Annotated in this window: 18 protein-coding genes and 1 tRNA gene; 11 read left to right on the top strand and 8 right to left on the bottom strand. The window is 69.0% G+C overall.

Features of this window, described 5'->3' with window-relative positions; genetic code table 11:
• Positions 1-2: 2 nt before the first annotated feature.
• Positions 3-590, bottom strand: a complete 588-nt coding sequence (locus ACFWFI_RS15180; RefSeq protein WP_387389584.1) for an ATP-binding protein — start codon at positions 588-590, stop codon at positions 3-5.
• Between the two features lie 259 nt (positions 591-849).
• Between ACFWFI_RS15180 and ACFWFI_RS15175 the strand changes: the two genes are divergently transcribed.
• From ACFWFI_RS15175 to ACFWFI_RS15135, 9 genes are all read left to right on the top strand, one after another.
• Positions 850-1,683 (top strand): hypothetical protein, encoded by an 834-nt coding sequence (locus tag ACFWFI_RS15175; protein ID WP_387389581.1) that lies wholly within the window; start codon positions 850-852, stop codon positions 1,681-1,683.
• A gap of 103 nt (positions 1,684-1,786) precedes the next feature.
• On the top strand, positions 1,787-2,512 hold the full coding sequence (locus ACFWFI_RS15170) for a YcnI family copper-binding membrane protein (protein ID WP_387389579.1): 726 nt from the start codon (positions 1,787-1,789) through the stop codon (positions 2,510-2,512).
• A gap of 48 nt (positions 2,513-2,560) precedes the next feature.
• A complete protein-coding gene (locus tag ACFWFI_RS15165; protein WP_387389576.1) occupies positions 2,561-3,217 on the top strand; it encodes an SCO family protein in 657 nt (218 codons plus the stop codon).
• Positions 3,214-3,660: a copper chaperone PCu(A)C gene (locus ACFWFI_RS15160; RefSeq protein WP_387389573.1), complete on the top strand. Its 447-nt coding sequence runs from the start codon at positions 3,214-3,216 to the stop codon at positions 3,658-3,660. Before ACFWFI_RS15165 ends, ACFWFI_RS15160 begins: the two co-directional genes overlap by 4 nt.
• 14 nt (positions 3,661-3,674) lie before the next feature.
• A complete protein-coding gene (locus ACFWFI_RS15155) occupies positions 3,675-5,603 on the top strand; it encodes a copper resistance CopC/CopD family protein (RefSeq protein ID WP_387389570.1) in 1,929 nt (642 codons plus the stop codon).
• Positions 5,604-5,608: 5 nt separating this feature from the next.
• A complete protein-coding gene (gene efeB / locus ACFWFI_RS15150; protein WP_387389567.1) occupies positions 5,609-6,925 on the top strand; it encodes an iron uptake transporter deferrochelatase/peroxidase subunit in 1,317 nt (438 codons plus the stop codon).
• A 71-nt stretch (positions 6,926-6,996) separates the two neighbouring features.
• Positions 6,997-7,932, top strand: a complete 936-nt coding sequence (pheA, locus tag ACFWFI_RS15145; RefSeq protein WP_387389564.1) for a prephenate dehydratase — start codon at positions 6,997-6,999, stop codon at positions 7,930-7,932.
• Positions 7,933-8,524: 592 nt separating this feature from the next.
• Positions 8,525-9,802 carry a serine--tRNA ligase gene (gene serS / locus ACFWFI_RS15140; protein WP_387389561.1) on the top strand — a complete coding sequence of 426 codons (1,278 nt, stop codon included), beginning with the start codon at positions 8,525-8,527 and terminating at the stop codon, positions 9,800-9,802.
• On the top strand, positions 9,799-10,614 hold the full coding sequence (locus ACFWFI_RS15135; RefSeq protein WP_387389559.1) for an HAD family hydrolase: 816 nt from the start codon (positions 9,799-9,801) through the stop codon (positions 10,612-10,614). Before serS ends, ACFWFI_RS15135 begins: the two co-directional genes overlap by 4 nt.
• 84 nt (positions 10,615-10,698) lie before the next feature.
• Here the strand turns inward: ACFWFI_RS15135 and ACFWFI_RS15130 are convergent.
• The 6 genes from ACFWFI_RS15130 to ACFWFI_RS15105 all read right to left on the bottom strand — a co-directional run bounded on the left by ACFWFI_RS15130 (position 10,699) and on the right by ACFWFI_RS15105 (position 15,547).
• Positions 10,699-10,785, bottom strand: a tRNA-Ser gene (locus ACFWFI_RS15130).
• A 253-nt stretch (positions 10,786-11,038) separates the two neighbouring features.
• Positions 11,039-11,731 carry a hypothetical protein gene (locus ACFWFI_RS15125; protein WP_387389556.1) on the bottom strand — a complete coding sequence of 231 codons (693 nt, stop codon included), beginning with the start codon at positions 11,729-11,731 and terminating at the stop codon, positions 11,039-11,041.
• A 285-nt stretch (positions 11,732-12,016) separates the two neighbouring features.
• The gene (locus ACFWFI_RS15120) at positions 12,017-12,736 is read right to left on the bottom strand and encodes an ABC transporter permease (protein WP_387389554.1); all 720 of its coding nucleotides are present in this window, start codon (positions 12,734-12,736) and stop codon (positions 12,017-12,019) included.
• Positions 12,737-12,766: 30 nt separating this feature from the next.
• The gene (locus tag ACFWFI_RS15115) at positions 12,767-13,678 is read right to left on the bottom strand and encodes an ABC transporter ATP-binding protein (protein WP_387389551.1); all 912 of its coding nucleotides are present in this window, start codon (positions 13,676-13,678) and stop codon (positions 12,767-12,769) included.
• Entirely contained in the window at positions 13,675-14,583 is a 909-nt protein-coding gene (locus ACFWFI_RS15110) for an ABC transporter permease (RefSeq protein ID WP_387389549.1), read from the bottom strand. The genes ACFWFI_RS15115 and ACFWFI_RS15110 overlap by 4 nt, the downstream gene beginning before the upstream one ends.
• Positions 14,573-15,547, bottom strand: a complete 975-nt coding sequence (locus tag ACFWFI_RS15105) for an ABC transporter ATP-binding protein (protein ID WP_387389585.1) — start codon at positions 15,545-15,547, stop codon at positions 14,573-14,575. The genes ACFWFI_RS15110 and ACFWFI_RS15105 overlap by 11 nt, the downstream gene beginning before the upstream one ends.
• A gap of 365 nt (positions 15,548-15,912) precedes the next feature.
• On the opposite strand from ACFWFI_RS15105, the gene ACFWFI_RS15100 reads away from it, so the two are divergent.
• Both ACFWFI_RS15100 and ACFWFI_RS15095 read left to right on the top strand, forming a co-directional pair.
• On the top strand, positions 15,913-17,694 hold the full coding sequence (locus tag ACFWFI_RS15100; protein ID WP_387389547.1) for an SDR family oxidoreductase: 1,782 nt from the start codon (positions 15,913-15,915) through the stop codon (positions 17,692-17,694).
• Between the two features lie 353 nt (positions 17,695-18,047).
• A complete protein-coding gene (locus ACFWFI_RS15095) occupies positions 18,048-18,590 on the top strand; it encodes an RNA 2'-phosphotransferase (RefSeq protein ID WP_387389545.1) in 543 nt (180 codons plus the stop codon).
• A gap of 14 nt (positions 18,591-18,604) precedes the next feature.
• On the opposite strand, the gene ACFWFI_RS15090 is transcribed toward ACFWFI_RS15095, so the two are convergent.
• Positions 18,605-18,895: a hypothetical protein gene (locus tag ACFWFI_RS15090; RefSeq protein ID WP_387389542.1), complete on the bottom strand. Its 291-nt coding sequence runs from the start codon at positions 18,893-18,895 to the stop codon at positions 18,605-18,607.
• Positions 18,896-18,912 lie beyond the last annotated feature (17 nt).

Genomic DNA, 18,912 nt, shown 5'->3' with positions numbered 1-18,912 from the left:
GCTCAGGACACCATGAGCAGCGCGCCCTCCCGCCATTTCAGGACCTTGTCGAAGCTCACCACCGCGCCACGCCCCGGCCGGTTGCCGAAGTGGACGTGGTCGGCGAGCTCCTCGATCAGGCAGAGCCCGCGCCCGCTCTCGGCCGTGGCCGGAGGATGCGCCGTGGTGCGCTCGTGCGAAAGATCGCCCGCCGGGTGAGCGGCGGACGGCTGCGAATCCGACGGATGCCCCGCGGATGGCTGTGCGGCGGTGCGAAGCGTGCGCCGGGAGGAGAAACCGGGCCCTGAGTCGGCGACTTCGATACGGCATTTCTCGCCGTCCAGATATGCGGTGACCCGGTACTGCCCGCAGGCGTGGCCGGACCGCTCGTCCCCGACGGAAGCGCGGCCCGCGTCCCCGGACCCACCCATGTCCCCCCGGCCGCCACCGTGTTCGACGGCGTTCGCACAGGCTTCGCTGAGTGCGACCGAGAGGTCGTAGGAGATGTCCGGATCCACACCCGCCGTCTCCATGGTGCCGAGCAGAAAACGCCGGGCGAGCGGAACGCTCGCAGCTTCGCGCCGCAAATGGAGTGACCACCACATGCTCATGCTCCAGCCTCCTGGCTGCGGCTCGACATACCGTTACGTATTGCCGCGATGGGCACTTCGTAAGCACGAATCCGCTGTGACAGCGCTCATTCGGCGGATGCGGATATTCCGCTCACCGGTGTATGCGGGCCCGGATCACGGCCCCTGAGCATCCATGAACAGGTGCAACACCCCCTGATCACTCCCTGATGGGGACGGATGCCGACCTTCCGGACCTGCCGTACGGAGACCGGGGGCCCAGTGGGATGATGACCCGGCCATGTCTATGCCTGTCGCACGCGCCGGAGCCGGTATGCGGCTTTTGAGGACCGCGGTGTTCACCGCGGTCTGCGTCGTGCTCGCCGCCGCCGGACATGGCCTCGCCGCAGGTGTGGGTGTGCCCGGGTGGAGTCTGCTGGCCGGCTTCGCCGGAGTCTTCACGGCCACGGCACTGCTCGCCGGACGTGAGCGGACCCTCCTTTCGATCACCGCCGCCCTCGCGGCCGGGCAGCTCGCCCTCCACATCCTCTTCGGGCTCGGGCGGCACGCGCCGGCCACTTCGACGGGGTCCGGGGACGACTCGCTGATCCGCTTCGCCGCCGGGCTGGTGTGCGGTGCCGGACCGGCGCAGCTGAGCGCCGGCGAGGCCCACCGCATCGTGACCACCGCGGGGCTGGACCCCGCGGCCGTGGCCCAGGGACACACCCATCTGGCATCGGGAGCGGCAGCCGCCCCGGACGCCGCTTCCGCGGCCGACCCGACGGTCCTGGCCACGGTGATGTCCGGCCTGCCCAGCCTGCCCATGTTCCTGGGGCACCTGCTCGCCGCGCTCGCCACCGGCTGGCTGCTGCGCCGCGGCGAGATCGCGCTCTTCCGGCTGGCCAGGCTCTCGGCGCAGGGCGGCCGACAGCTCGCGGCCGGGGCCAGACTGCGCGCCCTGCGTGCGGCGATGGCGCTCGTACGCACACTGCGTGCGGGACTTCAGGGGCGTCCCACGACCGGGCCGCGCCCTCTCCGCAGCGCCGTCGACGCCCCCGCGCCGGCCACCGGGGATCCCCTGCAGCACATGGTGATCAGGCGCGGCCCGCCGGCCGTATACGTACGCGCAGCCTGACGCGACCCCTCCGCCGGGATTCCGGAGAAGAGGTGGTCGTGATGCCGTCGCGCCTCCGCGCGCCGGACCACCTTTCCTCGTGTCCTGTGGAGTGATCCCTGCCATGAACGTTTCCCGCATCGCCCTCGCCGGCGGCGTCGCCGCGTCCACCGTCCTGCTGCTCGCCGGTACCGCCTCCGCACACGTCAGCGTGCAGCCGCAGGGCGAGGCCGCCAAGGGCGGCTACGCCACCGTCAACTTCAAGGTCCCCAACGAGCGCGACAACGCCTCCACCGTCAAGCTCGAGGTCAATTTCCCGACGGACCACCCGCTGGCGTCCGTCAGCCCGCAGCCGGTGGCCGGCTGGAAGATCGAAGTCACCAAGAGCAAGCTGGCCAAGCCGCTCGAGGTACACGGCAAGAAGATCAACGAAGCGGTCTCCAAGGTCACCTGGACCGCGGACGGCAGCGGGATCGAGCCCGGCTTCTTCCAGCAGTTCCCTCTCTCGGTCGGGCAGCTGCCCGAGGACACCGACCAGCTCGTCTTCAAGGCGCTCCAGACGTACAGCAACAAGGAGGTCGTCCGCTGGATCGAGGAGCCCACCGAGGGCGGTGAAGAGCCCGAGAGCCCGGCCCCCGTCCTCGCGCTGACCGCCCCGGCGGCCGACGCCCACGGTGCCGCCGCGGATGACAAGAGCGGAGAGGCGGCGAAGGAGACCACGGCGTCCTCGGACGAGGCCTCCTCGTCGAACAGCGACAGCACCGCCCGCGTCCTGGGCATCGTCGGCATCGTCGTAGGCGTCGCGGGGGTCGCGTTCGGCGTCCTCGCCGGGCGCCGCCGCAGCGCCTGATCCCACCGGCTCCAACACCCGTATCCACAGATCAGGAATCAGTTCTCCATGCACAGCAAGAAGACGGTGCTGGCCGCGGCGTTCGCCGCCGTGGCCGCACTGACCCTGTCGGCCTGCGGCAGCGGCGGAGACTCGGCGGACAATTCCGTCGCCGAGGTCTCCTCCGGGGCGGGGTCCCAGCCCGCGACGGTGCTCGACCAGCCGTTCACCAAGCCCGACCTCGTCCTCACCGACACACACGGCGAGAAGTACGACCTGCGCGAGCAGACCAAGGGCAAGCCGACCCTCATCTACTTCGGCTACACCAACTGCCCCGATGTATGCCCGCTGACCATGAGCAACATCGCCATCGCCAAGCGGGCCCTGCCCAAGGCCGACCAGGACAAGCTCCAGGTCGTCTTCGTCACGACGGACCCCGAACGGGACACCCCGACGTCCCTCAGCAGCTGGCTCCGGGCCCAGGACCCCGACTTCACCGGGCTCACCGGCGACTTCCCGACCATCCAGGCGGGAGCACGGCAGATCGGCATCGGCATCGACCCGCCGAAGAAGGAGAAGGACGGCACGGTCGTCTCGATGCACGGGTCCCAGGTCATCGCGTTCTCCCCCAAGACCGACAAGGGGTACGTGCTCTACAGCGAGGACACCACGGCCGAGGACTACACCGAGGATCTCCCGAAGCTCGTCAAGGGGGAGGCCCCGTGAACCGCCGCACGGCCGTCGCCGGCGTCCTGACCCTCACCACCGGGCTCGCGCTGACGGCGTGTTCCTCGGACACCGTGCCGCGGCTGGAGGTGACCGGGGCTTTCATGCCACAGCCCGTCAGCGACATGGCGGCCGGTTTCCTCCTCGTGAAGAACAGCGGCGACGCCACCGACCGGCTCACCTCGGTGACCAGCTCTCTCTCGGACCACGTGTCCATCCACGAGACGAAGAACCAAACGATGCGGATGGTGACGTCGTTCGAGGTGCCCGCCGGTGGCGAGCTCGACCTCGAACGCGGCGGCAGCCACATCATGTTCACGGAACTGAAGCAGCAGCCCAAGCGGGGAGAAACGGTCTCCGTGGAACTGCACTTCGAGAAGGCCGACCCCATCACGGTCGACATTCCCGTGAAGGAGACCACCTACAACCCGAAGAAGCAGTGAGGTACTGACACCCCATGACAGCCACCGCCCCGCGCTTCGGGCCCTCCCCGACACGACGGCCGCTCGCCGCGGTCGCGCTCCTCGCCGCGCTGATCAGTCTGCTGTTCGGCCTGGTGCTGGCAGGCGCGAGTCCCGCGTCCGCGCACGCCGCTCTCACGGGGAGCGACCCGCAGGACGGGGCGGTGGTCGCCACCGCCCCCAAGGACGTCACGCTCACCTTCTCCGAGCAGATCGCCATGGACGACGACTCGATCCGGGTCCTCGACCCGAGCGGGAAGCGGGCCGACGCCGGCGCTCCCCGTGATCTGACGAGCGGCGGTGCCGTGCGGTACGGCGTACAGCTCCACAGCGGTCTGCCCGACGGCACGTACACCGTGGCCTGGCAGGCGGTGTCCGCGGACAGCCATCCGGTCTCGGGAGCCTTCACCTTCTCCGTCGGTGCCCCCTCCGAAACCACCGTGGCGCTGCCCTCGGACGGAGCCGGCGGCGGTCTCGTGGGTGCGCTCTACGGCATCGCCCGCTACGCCGCGTACGCCGGATTCATCCTGCTCGCGGGCGGTTCGGCCTTCGTGCTCGCGTGCTGGCAGCAAGGTGCCGGCGCTCGGCCGCTGCAGCGGCTCGTCGTACGCGGCTGGGTCACGCTCACCGCGGCCACCCTGGCCATGCTGCTCCTGCGCAATCCGTACACCGGCTCCGGCAAGCTCGCGGATGCCTTCGACCTCGACGGCCTCCAGTCCGTGCTCGACACCAAGCCGGGGGCCGCGCTGGTCTCCCGGCTGCTGCTCCTGGGCGCTTCCGCGCTCTTCATCGCCGTCCTCTTCGGGGCGTACGCCAAGCGCGAGGACGAGAAGGAGAAGCAGGACCTCACCTTCGGACTCGCGATAGGCGGAGCCGTCATCGCCGCCGGTATCGCCGGCACATGGGCCCTGGCCGAGCACGCCTCGACCGGGATCCAGCCGGGCATCGCCATGCCGGTCGACGTGCTCCACCTGCTCGCCGTGGCCGGCTGGCTGGGCGGGCTCGCCGCGCTGCTGGTCGCCCTCCACCGGACGCCGGACATCACGAGCGGTGCGGTTCGGCGGTTCTCGCGTGTGGCGTTCGGCAGCGTGCTCGTCCTCGCCGGGACGGGGCTCTACCAGTCCTGGCGTCAGGTCGGTTCGTGGTCCGCGCTGACCGGCACCAGGTACGGGCAGCTGCTACTCGTCAAGGTGGCGCTCGTCGCCGTGCTCGTCGGGGTCGCGTGGATATCCCGGCGGTGGACGGGGCGGCTCACCGGATCCACCGGCGAAGCCGCTCCGGCTGCCGATTCGGTGGAACCGACGGAATCGGCTGCCTCGGCCGCCGTACCCGACGAGGAGGTGGCTCCGGAGCGCGCCGCACAGCTCCTCCGCCAGCGCGCCGCTGTGACGGCGACGAAGGAGAAGCGCGCCCGCGACGCCGATCCGGACCGTTCAGGGCTACGGCGTTCCGTGATGGTGGAGACGGGCATCGCCGTGGTGCTGCTTGTCGTCACGACGATCCTGACGTCCACGGAGCCCGGCCGCACCGAGGAGGAGGCCGCCCGCGGCAGCACCACGGCGGCGGCCGCACCGCTGACCGGCGGGCAGGTGAATCTGAGTCTGCCCTTCGACACCGGCGGCCAGAACGGCAAGGGGACGGTGCGCCTGGACATCTCGCCCGGCGGAACCGGCGCGAACAGCGTGCACCTCTGGATCGACGGGCCCGACGGACGACCGCTGAACGTCCCAGAGGTGAAGCTCGCCTTCACTCTGGAGTCCAAGGACATCGGCCCGCTGCCGGTCGTCCCCGACCGCCTCACGGAGGGGCACTGGACCGCGAGCGGCGTGCAGATCCCGATGGCGGGCGACTGGAAGGTCGCCGTGACAGTACGGACGTCGGACATCGACCAGACAACCATCGACAAGAACGTGAAGATCGGCTGAGCAGGGTGAGCAAGAAGAAGGACGACCCCAGGGAGAGCGGCACCGCCGCCGTCCGCCGCGACGGATCCGGCCCCGCTGGCACGGGCGTCGTCTCCCGGCGGAAACTGATCGGCAGCGCGGGAGCGGCCGGAGCGGCAGGCCTTGTCCTGGGCGCTGCAGGCGGCGCGGGCGGCTACGCCGCGACCCGGGGGGAGGCACCGACGCCGCTGACCACGGTCGGCTCGACCCGGGCGATGTTTCACGGGAAACACCAAGCGGGGATCACCACTCCGCTTCAGGCCCGCGGGCACCTGATCGCCTTCGACCTGACGCCCGGCGCGGGGCGCAAGGAGGCAGCAGCCCTGATGCGCCGCTGGTCGGCCGTGGCGGAACGGCTGATGGCCGGTGAGGCGGCGGAGAACGGCCGGGGCCACGACACCGGGGTGGCCCTGGACGCCGGTCCCTCCTCCCTGACCATCACCTTCGGATTCGGACGAACGTTCTTCACGCGCACCGGCCTGACCGATCGGCGCCCGGCCGCCCTGGACCCGCTGCCGGCCTTCTCCTCCGACCACCTCGACACCAAGCGGTCCGACGGTGACCTCTGGGTACAGATCGGCGCCGACGACGCGCTCGTCGCCTTCCACGCCCTGCGCGCCCTTCAGAAGGAGACCCGCTCGACAGCCCGGGTGCGGTGGCAGATGAACGGCTTCAACCGCACCCCGGGCGCCACGGACCGGCCGATGACAACACGCAATCTGATGGGCCAGGTCGACGGCACCAACAACCCGGAACCTGGTGAGAGCGACTTCGAGAAGCGGATCTTCGTACCGTCCGAGGACTCATCGGTGCCCGCCTGGATGGCAGGCGGCTCGTACGCCGTCGTCCGGCGGATCAGGATGCTCCTGGACGACTGGGAAGAACTCACGGTCAAGCGCCAGGAACAGGTCATCGGGCGGCGCAAGGCGGACGGCGCACCACTCAGCGGCGGCTCGGAGAACACCGCGATGGACCTGGACAAGGCGGGGCCGGACGGCAAGCTGCTGATCCCCGACAACGCCCACGCCCAGATCTCCTCCCCCGAGAAGAACGGTGGCGCCGCGATGCTGCGCCGCCCGTTCTCGTACCACGACGGCATCTCCGACGACGGCACCCCGGACGCCGGACTGCTCTTCGTCTGCTGGCAGGCCGATCCGTTCAAGGGCTTCATTCCGGTCCAGCGCAAGCTCGACCGCGGGGACGCGCTCTCACCGTTCATCCGGCACGAGGCGAGCGGCCTCTTCGCCGTACCCGGAGGTGCCGCGTCCGGGGAGTACGTGGGACAGCGCCTGCTGGAGGCGTGAGGGGCACGGCCCCCGTCCGTCGGTGGACGTGAGGCACACAGCGCCGCCCATCGGCCCATTAGGGTGACCGTATGTCAGCCACGCGCTACGCCTACCTCGGTCCCGAAGGCACCTTCACCGAGGTGGCCCTCCGTACCCTCCCCGAAGCCGCCACCCGCGAACTCGTCCCGATGGTCTCCGTGCCGGCCGCACTGGACGCGGTGCGCGGCGGGGAGGCCGCGGCGGCACTCGTCCCCATCGAGAATTCCGTGGAGGGCGGGATCAGCGCGACCCTCGACGAGCTGACCTCGGGCGCTCCGCTGATGATCTACCGCGAAGTGCTGCTCTCCATCACGTTCGCGCTGCTGGTGCGCCCCGGGACGAAGCTGTCGGACATCAAGACCGTCACGGCCCACCCTGCCGCGCAGCCTCAGGTACGCAACTGGATGGCGACCCATCTGCCCAACGCGGTGTGGGAGTCGGCGGCCTCGAACGCGGACGGCGCCCGGCTGGTCCAGGAGGGGCGCTACGACGCCGCCTTCGCCGGCGAGTTCGCTGCGGCGACCTACGGACTGGAACCTCTGGTGACGGAGATCCACGACGCGGAGAACGCCCAGACCCGCTTCGTGCTGGTAGGACGTCCGGCCAGGCCGTCCGCGCCCACGGGCGCCGACAAGACCTCCGTGGTCATCTGGCTCGGCGACGACCGTCCTGGTGCCCTCCTCGAACTGCTCCAGGAGTTCGCCGTCCGCGGGGTCAACCTGATGCTGATCCAGTCCCGGCCCACCGGGGAGGGAATCGGGAACTACTGCTTCGCCGTGGACGCGGAGGGGCACATCGCGGACCGCCGTGTCGGCGAGGCGCTGATGGGGCTGAAGCGGATCTGCCCGAATGTGCGGTTCCTCGGTTCATATCCGCGCGCCGGGGTGACGCCGGAAGAGGTGAGCGCCCTGCGGATCGGGACGTCGGACACGGACTTCACCGAGGCGTCCGACTGGCTGGCCCGCAGCCAGGACGGTCGGGTCTGAAGCCTGCGGGGGCGGGCCGGTCACGATTCCCGCCGGTCCTACCTGCAGATTTTCATGCCACCCAAAGTTATCCACAGGGCCCCCTCGCAACCTGGGGACAAGTCGACACCGCAACACGACATGGTCGACAAATCGCCCCAGTAGCCCTGGATCCCCCACACCCGTGCACCTCCCCCCGTGTCACTCCAATTCCGTTGATCAACTCATTGGAACGTGGAATACCCACCCGAATGAGTGCGTGGGGCGGGTTTGAGTCGCGAATCCTTGCCCCCTCATGCCGCTTTCGGAACGATCTCTTCCGGCATCCACAGATCTTCTTCACAGCCTGTGGATAACTAATTTGATCAACTACGCCCTGTGGACAACCCGCCCCTCCGGCGCCCCCAACTCCCCGCGCACACACCGGTGATGCGTCAAGCGCAAGGCGCACTTGTTCCCTTTTAGAGGCAATGAGACCCTTTTATTGACGATCTTCACCCTCCTGCCCGCCTCTCGTTTCCCCCAGGATTATCGATTCCGGCAATTCGGGCAAAGCGCCACGCTCGTCGATATCGGTTCGAGTGGTGGATCCCCGCACCGGTAGCCTTGAGGGGTGATTGACCTTCGCCTGCTCCGTGAGGACCCCGACCGTGTTCGCGCCTCCCAGCGCGCCCGTGGAGAGGACGTCGCGCTCGTCGACGCCCTGCTCTCCGCCGACGAACTGCGCAGGTCGTCCGGCGTCCGCTTCGACGAACTCCGCTCCCAGCAGAAGTCGCTCGGCAAGCTGATCCCCAAGGCCACCCCCGAGGAGCGTGCCGAGCTCCTCAAGAAGGCCGATCAGCTCAAGGCCGAAGTCAAGGCAGCCGACGCCGCACAGGACGAGGCGGATGCCGAGGCCAAGCGACTGCTCCTGCTGCTCGGCAACATCGTCCACGAGGACGTGCCGGTCGGCGGCGAGGAGGACTTCGTCGTCCTGGAGACGCACGGCACGATCCGTGACTTCGGCGCGGAGGGATTCGAGCCGAAGGACCACCTGGAGCTCGGCGAGGCGCTGGGCGCCATCGACATGGAGCGCGGCGCCAAGGTCTCCGGATCACGCTTCTACTACCTGACCGGCATCGGCGCACTGCTCGAACTGGCCCTGGTCAACGCGGCGATCGCGCAGGCCACCGAGGCCGGCTTCGTCCCCATGCTGACGCCGGCGCTGGTGCGCCCGCGCGCCATGGAGGGCACGGGCTTCCTCGGCCAGGCCGCGGAGAACGTGTACCACCTGGAGAAGGACGACTACTACCTGGTCGGCACCTCCGAGGTCCCTCTCGCCGCGTACCACATGGACGAGATCATCGACGCCGACAAGCTGCCGCTGCGGTACGCCGGCTACTCGCCGTGCTTCCGTCGCGAGGCGGGCACCTACGGCAAGGACACCCGGGGCATCTTCCGGGTCCACCAGTTCGACAAGGTCGAGATGTTCTCGTACGTCGACCCTGCGGACGCCGAAGCCGAGCACCGCAGGCTCCTGGACTGGGAGAAGCAGTGGCTCACCGGCCTCGAGCTGCCGTTCCAGGTGATCGATGTCGCCACCGGTGACCTGGGGGCGTCGGCCTCGCGGAAGTTCGACTGCGAGGCGTGGATCCCGACCCAGGGCAAGTACCGCGAGCTGACCTCCGCGTCGAACTGCGACGGCTTCCAGGCCCGCCGGCTCTCCGTCCGCATGCGGGACGGCAAGAAGGTCCAGCCGCTGTCGACGCTGAACGGCACCCTCTGCGCCGTACCGCGCACGATCGTGGCGATCCTGGAGAACCACCAGCTGCCCGACGGCTCGGTGCGTGTGCCCGAGCTTCTCCGTCCGTATCTGGGCGGCCGCGAGCTGCTGGAGCCGGTCTCCAAGTGACCTTCTCCTACAAGCTCGTCGCGACCGATCTCGACGGCACCCTGCTGCGCGACGACCACACGGTCTCCGACCGCACCCGGGAGGCGCTGGCCGCGGTCACCGCGGCCGGCGCCGCGCACATCGTCGTCACCGGACGCGCGGTGCCGTGGACCCGCCACATCCTGGACGACCTGGGCTACAAGGGTCTCGCGGTGTGCGGTCAGGGTGCGCAGGTCTACGACGCGGGCGAACACAAGCTGCTGACCTCCCTCACCCTGGACCGGCAGCTCGCGGGGCTCGCGCTGTCCAAGATCGAGGCCGAGGTCGGTCCGCTCGCGCTGGCGGCGAGCCGTGACGGACTCGATGGCGAGGTGCTGGTCGGACCGGGTTACCGGGTGCAGGAGGGACCGCTTCCCGCCCTCTACATGAACGACCCCGCCGAGATGTGGACCGCTCCGCTGAACAAGGTCTACATCCAGCATCCGGAGCTCGACGACGACGCCCTGGCCGATGCCGCGCGCCAAGCCGTCGGCAGCCTGGTGAACGTCGTCATGGCGGGCCCGGGCGTCGTGGAGATCCTGCCCCTGGGGCTGAGCAAGGCGACCGGGCTCTCACTCGCCGCACGCCGTCTGGGGCTCAAGGCCTCTGACACGCTGGCTTTTGGCGACATGCCGAACGACATCCCCATGTTCGGCTGGGCGCAGCACGGCGTCGCCATGGCCAACGCGCACGAAGAACTGAAGGCCGTGGCGCACGAGATCACCGCGTCGAACGAGCACGACGGCATCGCGATCGTGCTGGAGGAGCTGCTCCGGACGGCCCCGCGCGTGTAGGGCCGGGTCGTCCAGCCGGACGGGCTTCGGCTTCGGCTTCGGCTTCGGCTTCGGCTTCGGCTTCGGCTTCGGCTTCGGCTTCGGCGGAGGATGCGCGGATCGAACGCGCGCGGGGCTCACGCCCCGACGACGGCTTAGCAAGCCGCTGCCTTACCACTCGGCCAATCCTCCGGGAGGTGGCCGGCGCGCGAGAAGCGCGAAGGGCCACCCGGGGGTCCTGCCGCGGCGACTGCGCGGGCAGCTGATGAAGCTACCGCGGTGCCGGCTGCGGACCGCCCTGTCGGGAACACGACGGACTCGGACTCCTGGTCATCGCCGCGCTCCTCTCCCGGTCTGTGAACGGCGCCGCCCCGCGCCGTCCCCTCACTGTGCCCGAGACCGCCGTCCGGGGACCACTCATTTATCCGGTGGCCCCCGCCGTACGTCAGCCACTCCTGCGGCGGCCCAGATCCCTCAGCCGGTGCGCGAGGTCATCCATGCGGGCATCGAGCCGGATGACGTCCTGCGAGACATCGGTGAGCCGGAGGCTGATCGCACCGACGACCTGGTACGTCACATCGAGCTTCCGGTCGAGGGAGTCGAGCCGCTGCGACATCCGGCCGAGCACCGGACCCAGCTCCTGGAGCGCGCTTCCCACGTCGGCGAGGCATCCCTCGATACGGGTGACGCGCCGGTCGAGCGAGACAAAGGAGGCCCTGAGCTCCTCCTCCGCGTCGAGAAGGTGGGTGCGGACGCTGCGCGCGATGTCGCTGTCGCGAAGAAGCATGGCGACGTTGAGCACGGTCCTGCGGGTGTAGAGCGTGAGCTGAGTGGGGGCCTGTGGATAACTTTCCGCCCCCTCCCCCTTCCATAGGGACATCATGTCCCTATGGAAGGCGCGCAGCTCAGCGCCGCGCATCAGCCTGAGGCCGTTCTCCTCCACCTCGGTGCGGTGGCGCTGGGTCAGCTTCTTGACGGCCTCCGTGGATACTTCGAAGTACCGGGCCACATCCTCTGTGCGAAGGTGAATTCCGTCCGGGAGCATGACAAGGCTCTTGACCTTGTCGAGGACTTCGACGCGCCCCATCTGCTCGACCCGGAGGGCTTGGGATTCGAGCAGGGCGACTTCCGTGGGCATGGGTGTGCCTCTCGTGCGTGCGTGGAAATGGCAAGGACCGCCCTGTCCCCGGGCTGCGAGGGCGGAGGTCGCTCACGGTTGCCACTCACTCGATGACCGGCCGGTCGGGCGCTCGCCTCACCGCTGCCGGCATTCCCCGAATTCACGAAAGCTCGACGCCACAGATTCCAGTTGCCTCCACGCACCCTGTACAACGAGCCGAAAAACGTACAGTCACGCGACCCACCCGCCCCGCGCACGGAACAACCCCCGCCCGAGGGGCGGGGGTTGCGGGGGGGGCGCGTCCTACTCCTCGCCGGCGAGCTTCAGCGCGCGAAGCTTCTGACCCGCGTACCACGTGGCGACGACCGTGACGCCGGCCAGCAGGACGGTCGCGAGCGGCAGACCGACATCCGAGGTGACCAGGCCGTCTCCGGCGACCTTCTCGGCGACCGAGAGGGACCACTGCTGCACGCTGAGCGTCCGAGCGCCCGGTACCAGGCTGCCGAAGAGGGCCTCCCAGACCAGGGCGTACACGAGGCCGAAGACCACAGCGTGCCGGCTGACCGTGCCGAGCAGCAGGAACAGCGCGCTGTACGCGATCGAGGCGACCAGCGCCGCGATCATGTAGGCCACGGCGATCTGCCCGCCGTTGCCGTTGAGGATCAGGCCCGCGATCAGCGTCGGCAGCGCAGAGAACAGCATCGTCACACCGACGGCCACGATGAGCTTGGTGAAGATGATCGTCGGCCGCTTCACCGGCTTGGCCAGCAGATAGACGATCGAGCCGTCATCGATCTCCGGCCCGATGGCACCGGTCCCCGCGATGACACCGATCAGCGGCACCATGGTGGCGATGGCGAAGCCGCCCAGCACACCGGAGGCCACGCCGTCGTCGGCTCCTGCGAACGCCCGCACCGCCACGGCGATGGCCACCAGGAGAACCGGCAGGACGAACAGGATGGCGGCCCGGCGCCGGCCGAGCAGAGCCCGGTAGGTGAGCCGGGCGACTGTGGGGTCGTACATGACGCTTCACAGCTCCTTTCAGGCCACTACTCAGGCCGTCACGAGATAGGAAAAGACCGATTCGAGGGACTCGTCGGACGGGGAGACGGTCAGCAGCCGGATGCCGTGCTCGCGCGCGACCTTCGGAAGCAGCGTGGTGAAGCGTCCGAAGTCGACCGCCTGGATGCGCAGGGCACGCTCCGTCACGTCGACCTCGATCCCCGCCGTCGACGGGTCCGCGATGAGCGCCGCGGCGAGTGCCCGGTCGTCGCTGGACCGCACGAGATAGCGGTGCGGCCGGTCCGTCATCAGCCGGCGGATCTTCCGGAAGTCGCCGGACGCGGCATGCCGGCCCGCCACGATCACCTCGATGTGGGAGGCGAGCTGCTCGACCTCCTCCAGGATGTGCGAGGAGAAGAGCACCGTGCGCCCCTCCGCGCCCATCCGGCGCAGCAGGTCCATCAGCTGCATCCGCTGACGCGGGTCCATGCCGTTGAACGGCTCGTCCAGGAGCAGCACCGAGGGGTTGTGGACCAGGGCGGACGCCATCTTCACGCGCTGGCGCATGCCCTTGCTGTACGTCGAGATCTTGCGGTCCTGCGCGTACTCCATCTCGACCGTGGCCAGCGCCTCGGCCGCGGCCGCGTCGCCGAGTCCGTGCAGCTCCGCGTTGGCGACGACGAACTCCCGGCCGGTCAGGAAGTCGTACATGCCCTCCCGCTCCGGCACGATGCCGATCGCCTTGTAGACCGCCTCGTTGCGCCAGATCTGCGTACCGTCGAGCGTAACGTTGCCGGTCGACGGCGCGAGGAACCCGGCCATCATGTTGATCAGAGTGGACTTGCCGGCTCCGTTGGGGCCGAGCAGCCCCGTGACTCCGGGGCCCACGGTCATGCTCACGTCGTTGACGGCGACCACGTTGCCGAACCAGCGGGAGGTGTGGTCGATCTCGATGGTGGTCACAGCCCGACCCTCCGGTAGCGGCGCATCAGTACGGCGTACGAGCCGGCGACGAGCGCGAGTACAACGATCAGATAGACCAGCCCGGCTGCGGCTCCGGGCCCCTCGCCGCCGGGGAAGGCGGAGGAGGCACCGAGGAACGCGGTCTGCACGCCGTCGATCAGTGTGATGGGCGAGAACAGCCCCAGCCAGGTGATGGCACCGGAGGAGCCCGTCTCCCAGGCGATCGCCTGGACCGTGGAGACCGCGCCGTAGGTGATGGTCAGGACCGCGATCACCGCGGCGACCCCGAAGCCCCGGCGGGGTGTCAGAGCGGCGACCACCAGACCCAGTCCGGCGAACAGCACGGAGAGCAGTGCCACGGAGACCAGCCCCTGCCCGAAGCCCTTGGTCTGGTCGGCGAAGTCGAACTTCGCGAGCAGCGAGCCCGCGTAGAGGATGACGAGGGGCACTCCGGTGAGGATGAGCAGGGCGGACGCCATGGCGGCGAACTTGGCGAGTACGTAGTCGACCCGCTCGATCGGCCGCGAGAAGTACAGCGGCACGCTCTTGAAGCGCAGGTCCCTGGACACGGACTGCGGCGCCTGGGAGGCGATGAAGAGTCCGATCACGGCCTGCAGGTAGATCGCGAAGTCCGTGTACTTGATGGGGAGCTTCGTCATGTTGGGCGTGGCGATGGCGACCGCGACAAGGATCAGCGCCACCAGGCACATCACCCCGCAGAGGAGCATCGGCAGCACCTTGGACTTGGCGGACCTGCCCAGTCCGAACGAGCCCCGCAGGGACTGCGAGTAGAGCGAGCGGCGGGCGTATGCCCGGCCCAGTCGGGCACCGTCGTAGGAGCGGTATCCGATGTTGTGGATGCGGGAGGTGTCGCTCCCGGCCACGGTCCCGGTCTCAGTGCTCATTGCGACCGCTCCCCTTCTGCTGTCCGACGCCGACTGTCGCGGCCGAAACCGCTTGGGGCGCCTGTTCGGCGCGGAAGACCTCGGCGATGCGGTGGCGTCGCTGCTCCATCCGGATGAGCCCCAGTCCCAGCCCGGCGACACTGTCGCGAACCAGGTCGTAGGTCTCCTCGCCCGTCGCCTCCACCAGGAGGATGTGGCCCGCTCCCGGCAGCCCTTCGGCGTCGAGTCCGTCGTGGCCCACGAGTTTGATCCCGGCCCCGGTGAGGGCCTTTCGCAGGGCGTCCGTGCCGTCCGGGTGGTCGTCGCTGTCGGTCACCTCGACCGCCAGCGTGGTGGTGGTCTGTGTGAAGTCGCTGGTCGAGCTGGACCGCAGCAGCGCCCCGCCGTCGATGACGACGACGTGGTCGCAGGTCCGCTCGAGCTCTCCCAGGAGGTGGGAGGTGACCAGAACCGAGATTCCGAAGTCGGTGTGGACACGGCGGATCAGACCGAGCATCTCGTCGCGGCCGACGGGGTCCAGGCCGTTGGTCGGCTCGTCGAGGAGGACCAGCTTCGGGTCGTGGACCAGGGCCTGGGCCAGCTTCACCCGCTGCTTCATGCCGGTCGAGTACCCGCCGATGGGGCGGTACCGCTCCTCGTACAGACCGACGTGCCGCAGGGTGTCCGCGGTGCGCTCACGCGCCGCGGTCGGCGGCAGTCCGGACATCCGCGCCATGTGGACGACGAACTCGGTGGCCGAGACGTCGGGCGGCAGGCAGTCGTGCTCGGGCATGTATCCGACCCGCTCCCGGATCGCGGCGCCTTCGGTGGCGACGTCGAGCCCGAGCACCGCGGCCCGGCCTTCGGTGGCGGGGGACAGACCCAGCAGGATCTTGATCAGTGTGGACTTGCCGGCTCCGTTGGAACCCACCAGGCCGGTTACGCCCGGTCCGATGTCCAAGGAGAGCCGGTCAAGCGCGGTCACCCTCGGGAACCGCTTGCTCAGGCTTTCGGTTGCGATCACAGTCACGTCTTAGAAGGTAGTGGTGCGCGCCACAGGAGTCGTCAGACCAGACGGTTGCATCCGCGTCAGACTCCAGGCGTACGGACCCGTAGGGGGACCCCACGAGGGAGGACACCCAGGCCCGGGTCGTCCGCAGGGCACGTCGCACGGGCCTGCGGGGCACGCGGCGGCGTCGGCTTGTCCACAGCCCCCGGGGCCGGCCCGTCCACACGGCGTTGTCCACAGGTTCGGGGCATCCCTTGACGCGACCGTCCGTCGGTTGCCACATTCAGCGGTGTCACGTTACGGACGCGTACCGCAACGCCGGCACTGGACGAGGAGGCGGCGTGGATCTGCGAAGCGCGCGTGAGCGCTGGGTGCGTACGGGCGGAATCGAGCTGTGTGTCGCCGAGTTGGGCGACCCGTCACAGCCGACGATCGTGCTGGTGCACGGCTATCCGGACAGCAAGGAGGTCTGGTCCGAGGTCGCGGGGCGGCTGGCGGAGCGGTGGCACGTGGTGTTCTACGACGTGCGGGGACACGGCAGGTCCACGGCGCCCAAGCCGCTGCGCGGTGGCTTCACACTCGAGAAGCTGACCGACGACTTCCTGGCCGTCGTGGACGCCGTCAGCCCGGACCAGCCGGTCCATGTGGTCGGTCACGACTGGGGTTCGGTCCAGTCCTGGGAATTCGCGACGGTGGAGCGGACCAAGGGCCGCATCGCCTCGTTCACGTCGATGTCCGGCCCGTCCCTCGACCATTTCGGGCACTGGATCAAGCAGCGGATGTCCCACCCGAGCCCTCGCCGCGTGGGGCAGTTGCTCGGCCAGGGTGCCAAGTCCTGGTACGTGTACGCGCTGCACACGCCCGTTCTGCCCGAGATGGCCTGGCGCGGGGTGCTCGGCAGGCAGTGGCCGCGGATTCTGCAGCGGATGGAGAGGATTCCCGCGGACGGGTATCCGACGGCGTCACTCGCGAATGACGCGGCGCACGGGGCGTGGCTCTACCGTGACAACGTCCGGTCCCGTCTGCGCCGGCCGCGCCCGGACGCACACGCCCATGTGCCGGTGCAGCTGATCACGCCGACCGGTGACGCCTTTCTGTCCCCGTCGCTCTACGACGAACTGGACCTGTGGGTCCCCCGGTTGGTACGCCGCTCCCTGCCCGCGAAACACTGGGTCCCGCGCACCAGGCCGGACCAGCTTTCCGCCTGGATCAGCGAATTCGTCGGCGGTGGGGAATCCGGCGGACAGGACGTTCTCGCCGAGCCGGGTGATCGGCGATCGGCAGCCACGGGAACCCATGCAGAGCGATTCGGCGGCCAGTTGGTGCTGGTGACCGGCGCGGCTTCGGGCATCGGGCGTGCCACAGCGCTGTCGTTCGCGAAGGCGGGTGCACGGGTGGTGGCCGTGGACCGGGACGCGGAGGGCGTGGCCCGCACAGTGGAGACGGCGCGGCTGACCGGCGCACCCGAAGCCTGGGGCGAAGTGGTGGACGTCGGGGACGAGCAGGCCATGGAGAAGCTCGCGGAGAAGGTCGCCACCGAATTCGGCGTCGTGGACGTCCTGGTGAACAACGCCGGTATCGGACTGGCGGGTTCCTTCCTGGATACGACGAGTGAGGACTGGCGGAACGTCCTCGACGTCAATCTGTGGGGAGTCATCCACGGCTGTCGGATCTTCGGCAGGCAGATGGCCGACCGTGGGCAGGGTGGTCACATCGTCAACGTCGCCTCGGCGGCCGCCTATCAGCCGTCACGCGCGCTGCCCGCCTACAGCACGTCCAAGGCGGCGGTGCTGATGCTCAGCGAGTGCCTGCGCGCGGAACTGGCCGACCGGTCGATCGGGGTCAGCGCGATATGCCCGGGTTTCATCAACACCGGCATCACCGGGACCGCGCGTTTCGCCGGAGCCGACGAGGCGGAGCAGGCGCGTCTCCGGAAGCGGACGGCCGAGCTGTACTCGCGCCGCAACTACCCGGCGGAAAAGGTGGCTCGGGCGATTCTCGAAGCCGTGGTGCACAACCGGGCAGTGGTGCCGGTGACACCTGAGGCCCGCGGCGCACGGCTGCTGTCACTGATCAGTCCTCGGATCCTGCGCGGCGTAGCTCGCCTGAAGCCGCCCCTGTGACTCCGAGGGCAAGTTCAGCACTTCGGCGCGGCAACACCCCGGGTCAGAAGCCGGGTTGTTCCTCTCCGACGGCCATCTCCCGCAAGTCGCCATCGCGAGTGCCGCTTTGGGCATGTGAACCTACGTGAAGTGCCGTTGAGTAGCGACACAGGCACCGAAGTGCGCATATCGCCGCAAAGATAGATGAGTTGACCAAACAGCCCAAATCTACCGGCACTTGTCCACAGAATCGCCAAAAGGCCTGTGGATAACCCGAGTTGGTTGTGGATCAAACCTGTGGGCGACAAAAAGTGCCGCATCCGCCGGATGAAATCGAGGTGCACCGGGAGGCGCGACGCGGGCACCCTGACGGGATGGACGAACGACGCACCGTCAAGGTGTCCAAGTACCTGTCGAAGCATCTGCGGCATGAACCCGACCGGATCGGTATCAGTCTCGACCCTCACGGCTGGGTGCCCGTCGACGAGCTGCTGGGGGCTTGCGCCCGGCAGGGCTTCACCATCACCCGGGACGAACTCGACCACGTCGTGGCGGTCAACGACAAGCAGCGCTTCACCGTGGACGGCGATCGCATCCGGGCGAACCAGGGCCACTCCGTCACCGTCGACCTCGGCCTGCCCCGGGCCGAACCGCCCGCGTACCTCTATCACGGCACCGTGGCACGGGCACTGGACGCCATCCGTACCGAAGGGCTCCGGCCCATGTCCCGCCACCATGTCCATCTCTCGCCCGACCGCGAGACGGCGGTCCGTGTCGGCGCCCGGCGCGGCGTCCCGGTCGTCCTCGCCGTGGACGCGGGAGCCATGCACCGGGCAGGGCACTTCTTCCATGTCAGCGCCAACGGGGTATGGCTCACCGACTCCGTGCCGCCGCTCTTCCTGCGCCTGCGTGAATGACGCGTCCCGCAGGATCAGCGCTCCATGCCGCCGAGGCCCGCACGCAGGTCGTCGAGGTTCATGACGGGCTGCAGGCCGATCTTGGAGTCCGCGTGGAACAAGGGTTCCAGGAGCGGTGGCATCTGGGCGGAGTCCTGCATGTCGAACACCATCAGACAGGTGCGCTGACCGTTCTGGACGGTGAAGTACGCCGCTTCGGGCTTGAGCTGCTCGACGACCTCCTCGATCATCTTGGACATGGTTCCGTCGGATACCGAACGGTTTGCCGACTCGGTGTCCATCTGCGCGGTGAGCAGCATCCTCATGACGACTCATTCCTTCC

This window comes from Streptomyces sp. NPDC060209 (assembly GCF_042728155.1).
Classification (GTDB): domain Bacteria; phylum Actinomycetota; class Actinomycetes; order Streptomycetales; family Streptomycetaceae; genus Streptomyces.
The sequence above is the reverse complement of the archived record's forward strand: the minus strand, read 5'-3'. Positions and strand labels throughout refer to the sequence as shown.

Bases quoted from the DNA above. Each gene is read 5' to 3' on its own strand.
- ACFWFI_RS15090 (WP_387389542.1), bottom strand. From the start codon at position 18,895: ATGAGGATGCTGCTCACCGCGCAGATGGACACCGAGTCGGCAAACCGT.
- ACFWFI_RS15170 (WP_387389579.1), top strand. From the start codon at position 1,787: ATGAACGTTTCCCGCATCGCCCTCGCCGGCGGCGTCGCCGCGTCCACC.
- ACFWFI_RS15095 (WP_387389545.1), top strand. From the start codon at position 18,048: ATGGACGAACGACGCACCGTCAAGGTGTCCAAGTACCTGTCGAAGCAT.
- ACFWFI_RS15165 (WP_387389576.1), top strand. From the start codon at position 2,561: ATGCACAGCAAGAAGACGGTGCTGGCCGCGGCGTTCGCCGCCGTGGCC.
- ACFWFI_RS15120 (WP_387389554.1), bottom strand. From the start codon at position 12,736: ATGTACGACCCCACAGTCGCCCGGCTCACCTACCGGGCTCTGCTCGGC.
- ACFWFI_RS15110 (WP_387389549.1), bottom strand. From the start codon at position 14,583: ATGAGCACTGAGACCGGGACCGTGGCCGGGAGCGACACCTCCCGCATC.
- ACFWFI_RS15175 (WP_387389581.1), top strand. From the start codon at position 850: ATGTCTATGCCTGTCGCACGCGCCGGAGCCGGTATGCGGCTTTTGAGG.
- ACFWFI_RS15155 (WP_387389570.1), top strand. From the start codon at position 3,675: ATGACAGCCACCGCCCCGCGCTTCGGGCCCTCCCCGACACGACGGCCG.
- ACFWFI_RS15180 (WP_387389584.1), bottom strand. From the start codon at position 590: ATGAGCATGTGGTGGTCACTCCATTTGCGGCGCGAAGCTGCGAGCGTT.
- ACFWFI_RS15125 (WP_387389556.1), bottom strand. From the start codon at position 11,731: ATGCCCACGGAAGTCGCCCTGCTCGAATCCCAAGCCCTCCGGGTCGAG.
- pheA (WP_387389564.1), top strand. From the start codon at position 6,997: ATGTCAGCCACGCGCTACGCCTACCTCGGTCCCGAAGGCACCTTCACC.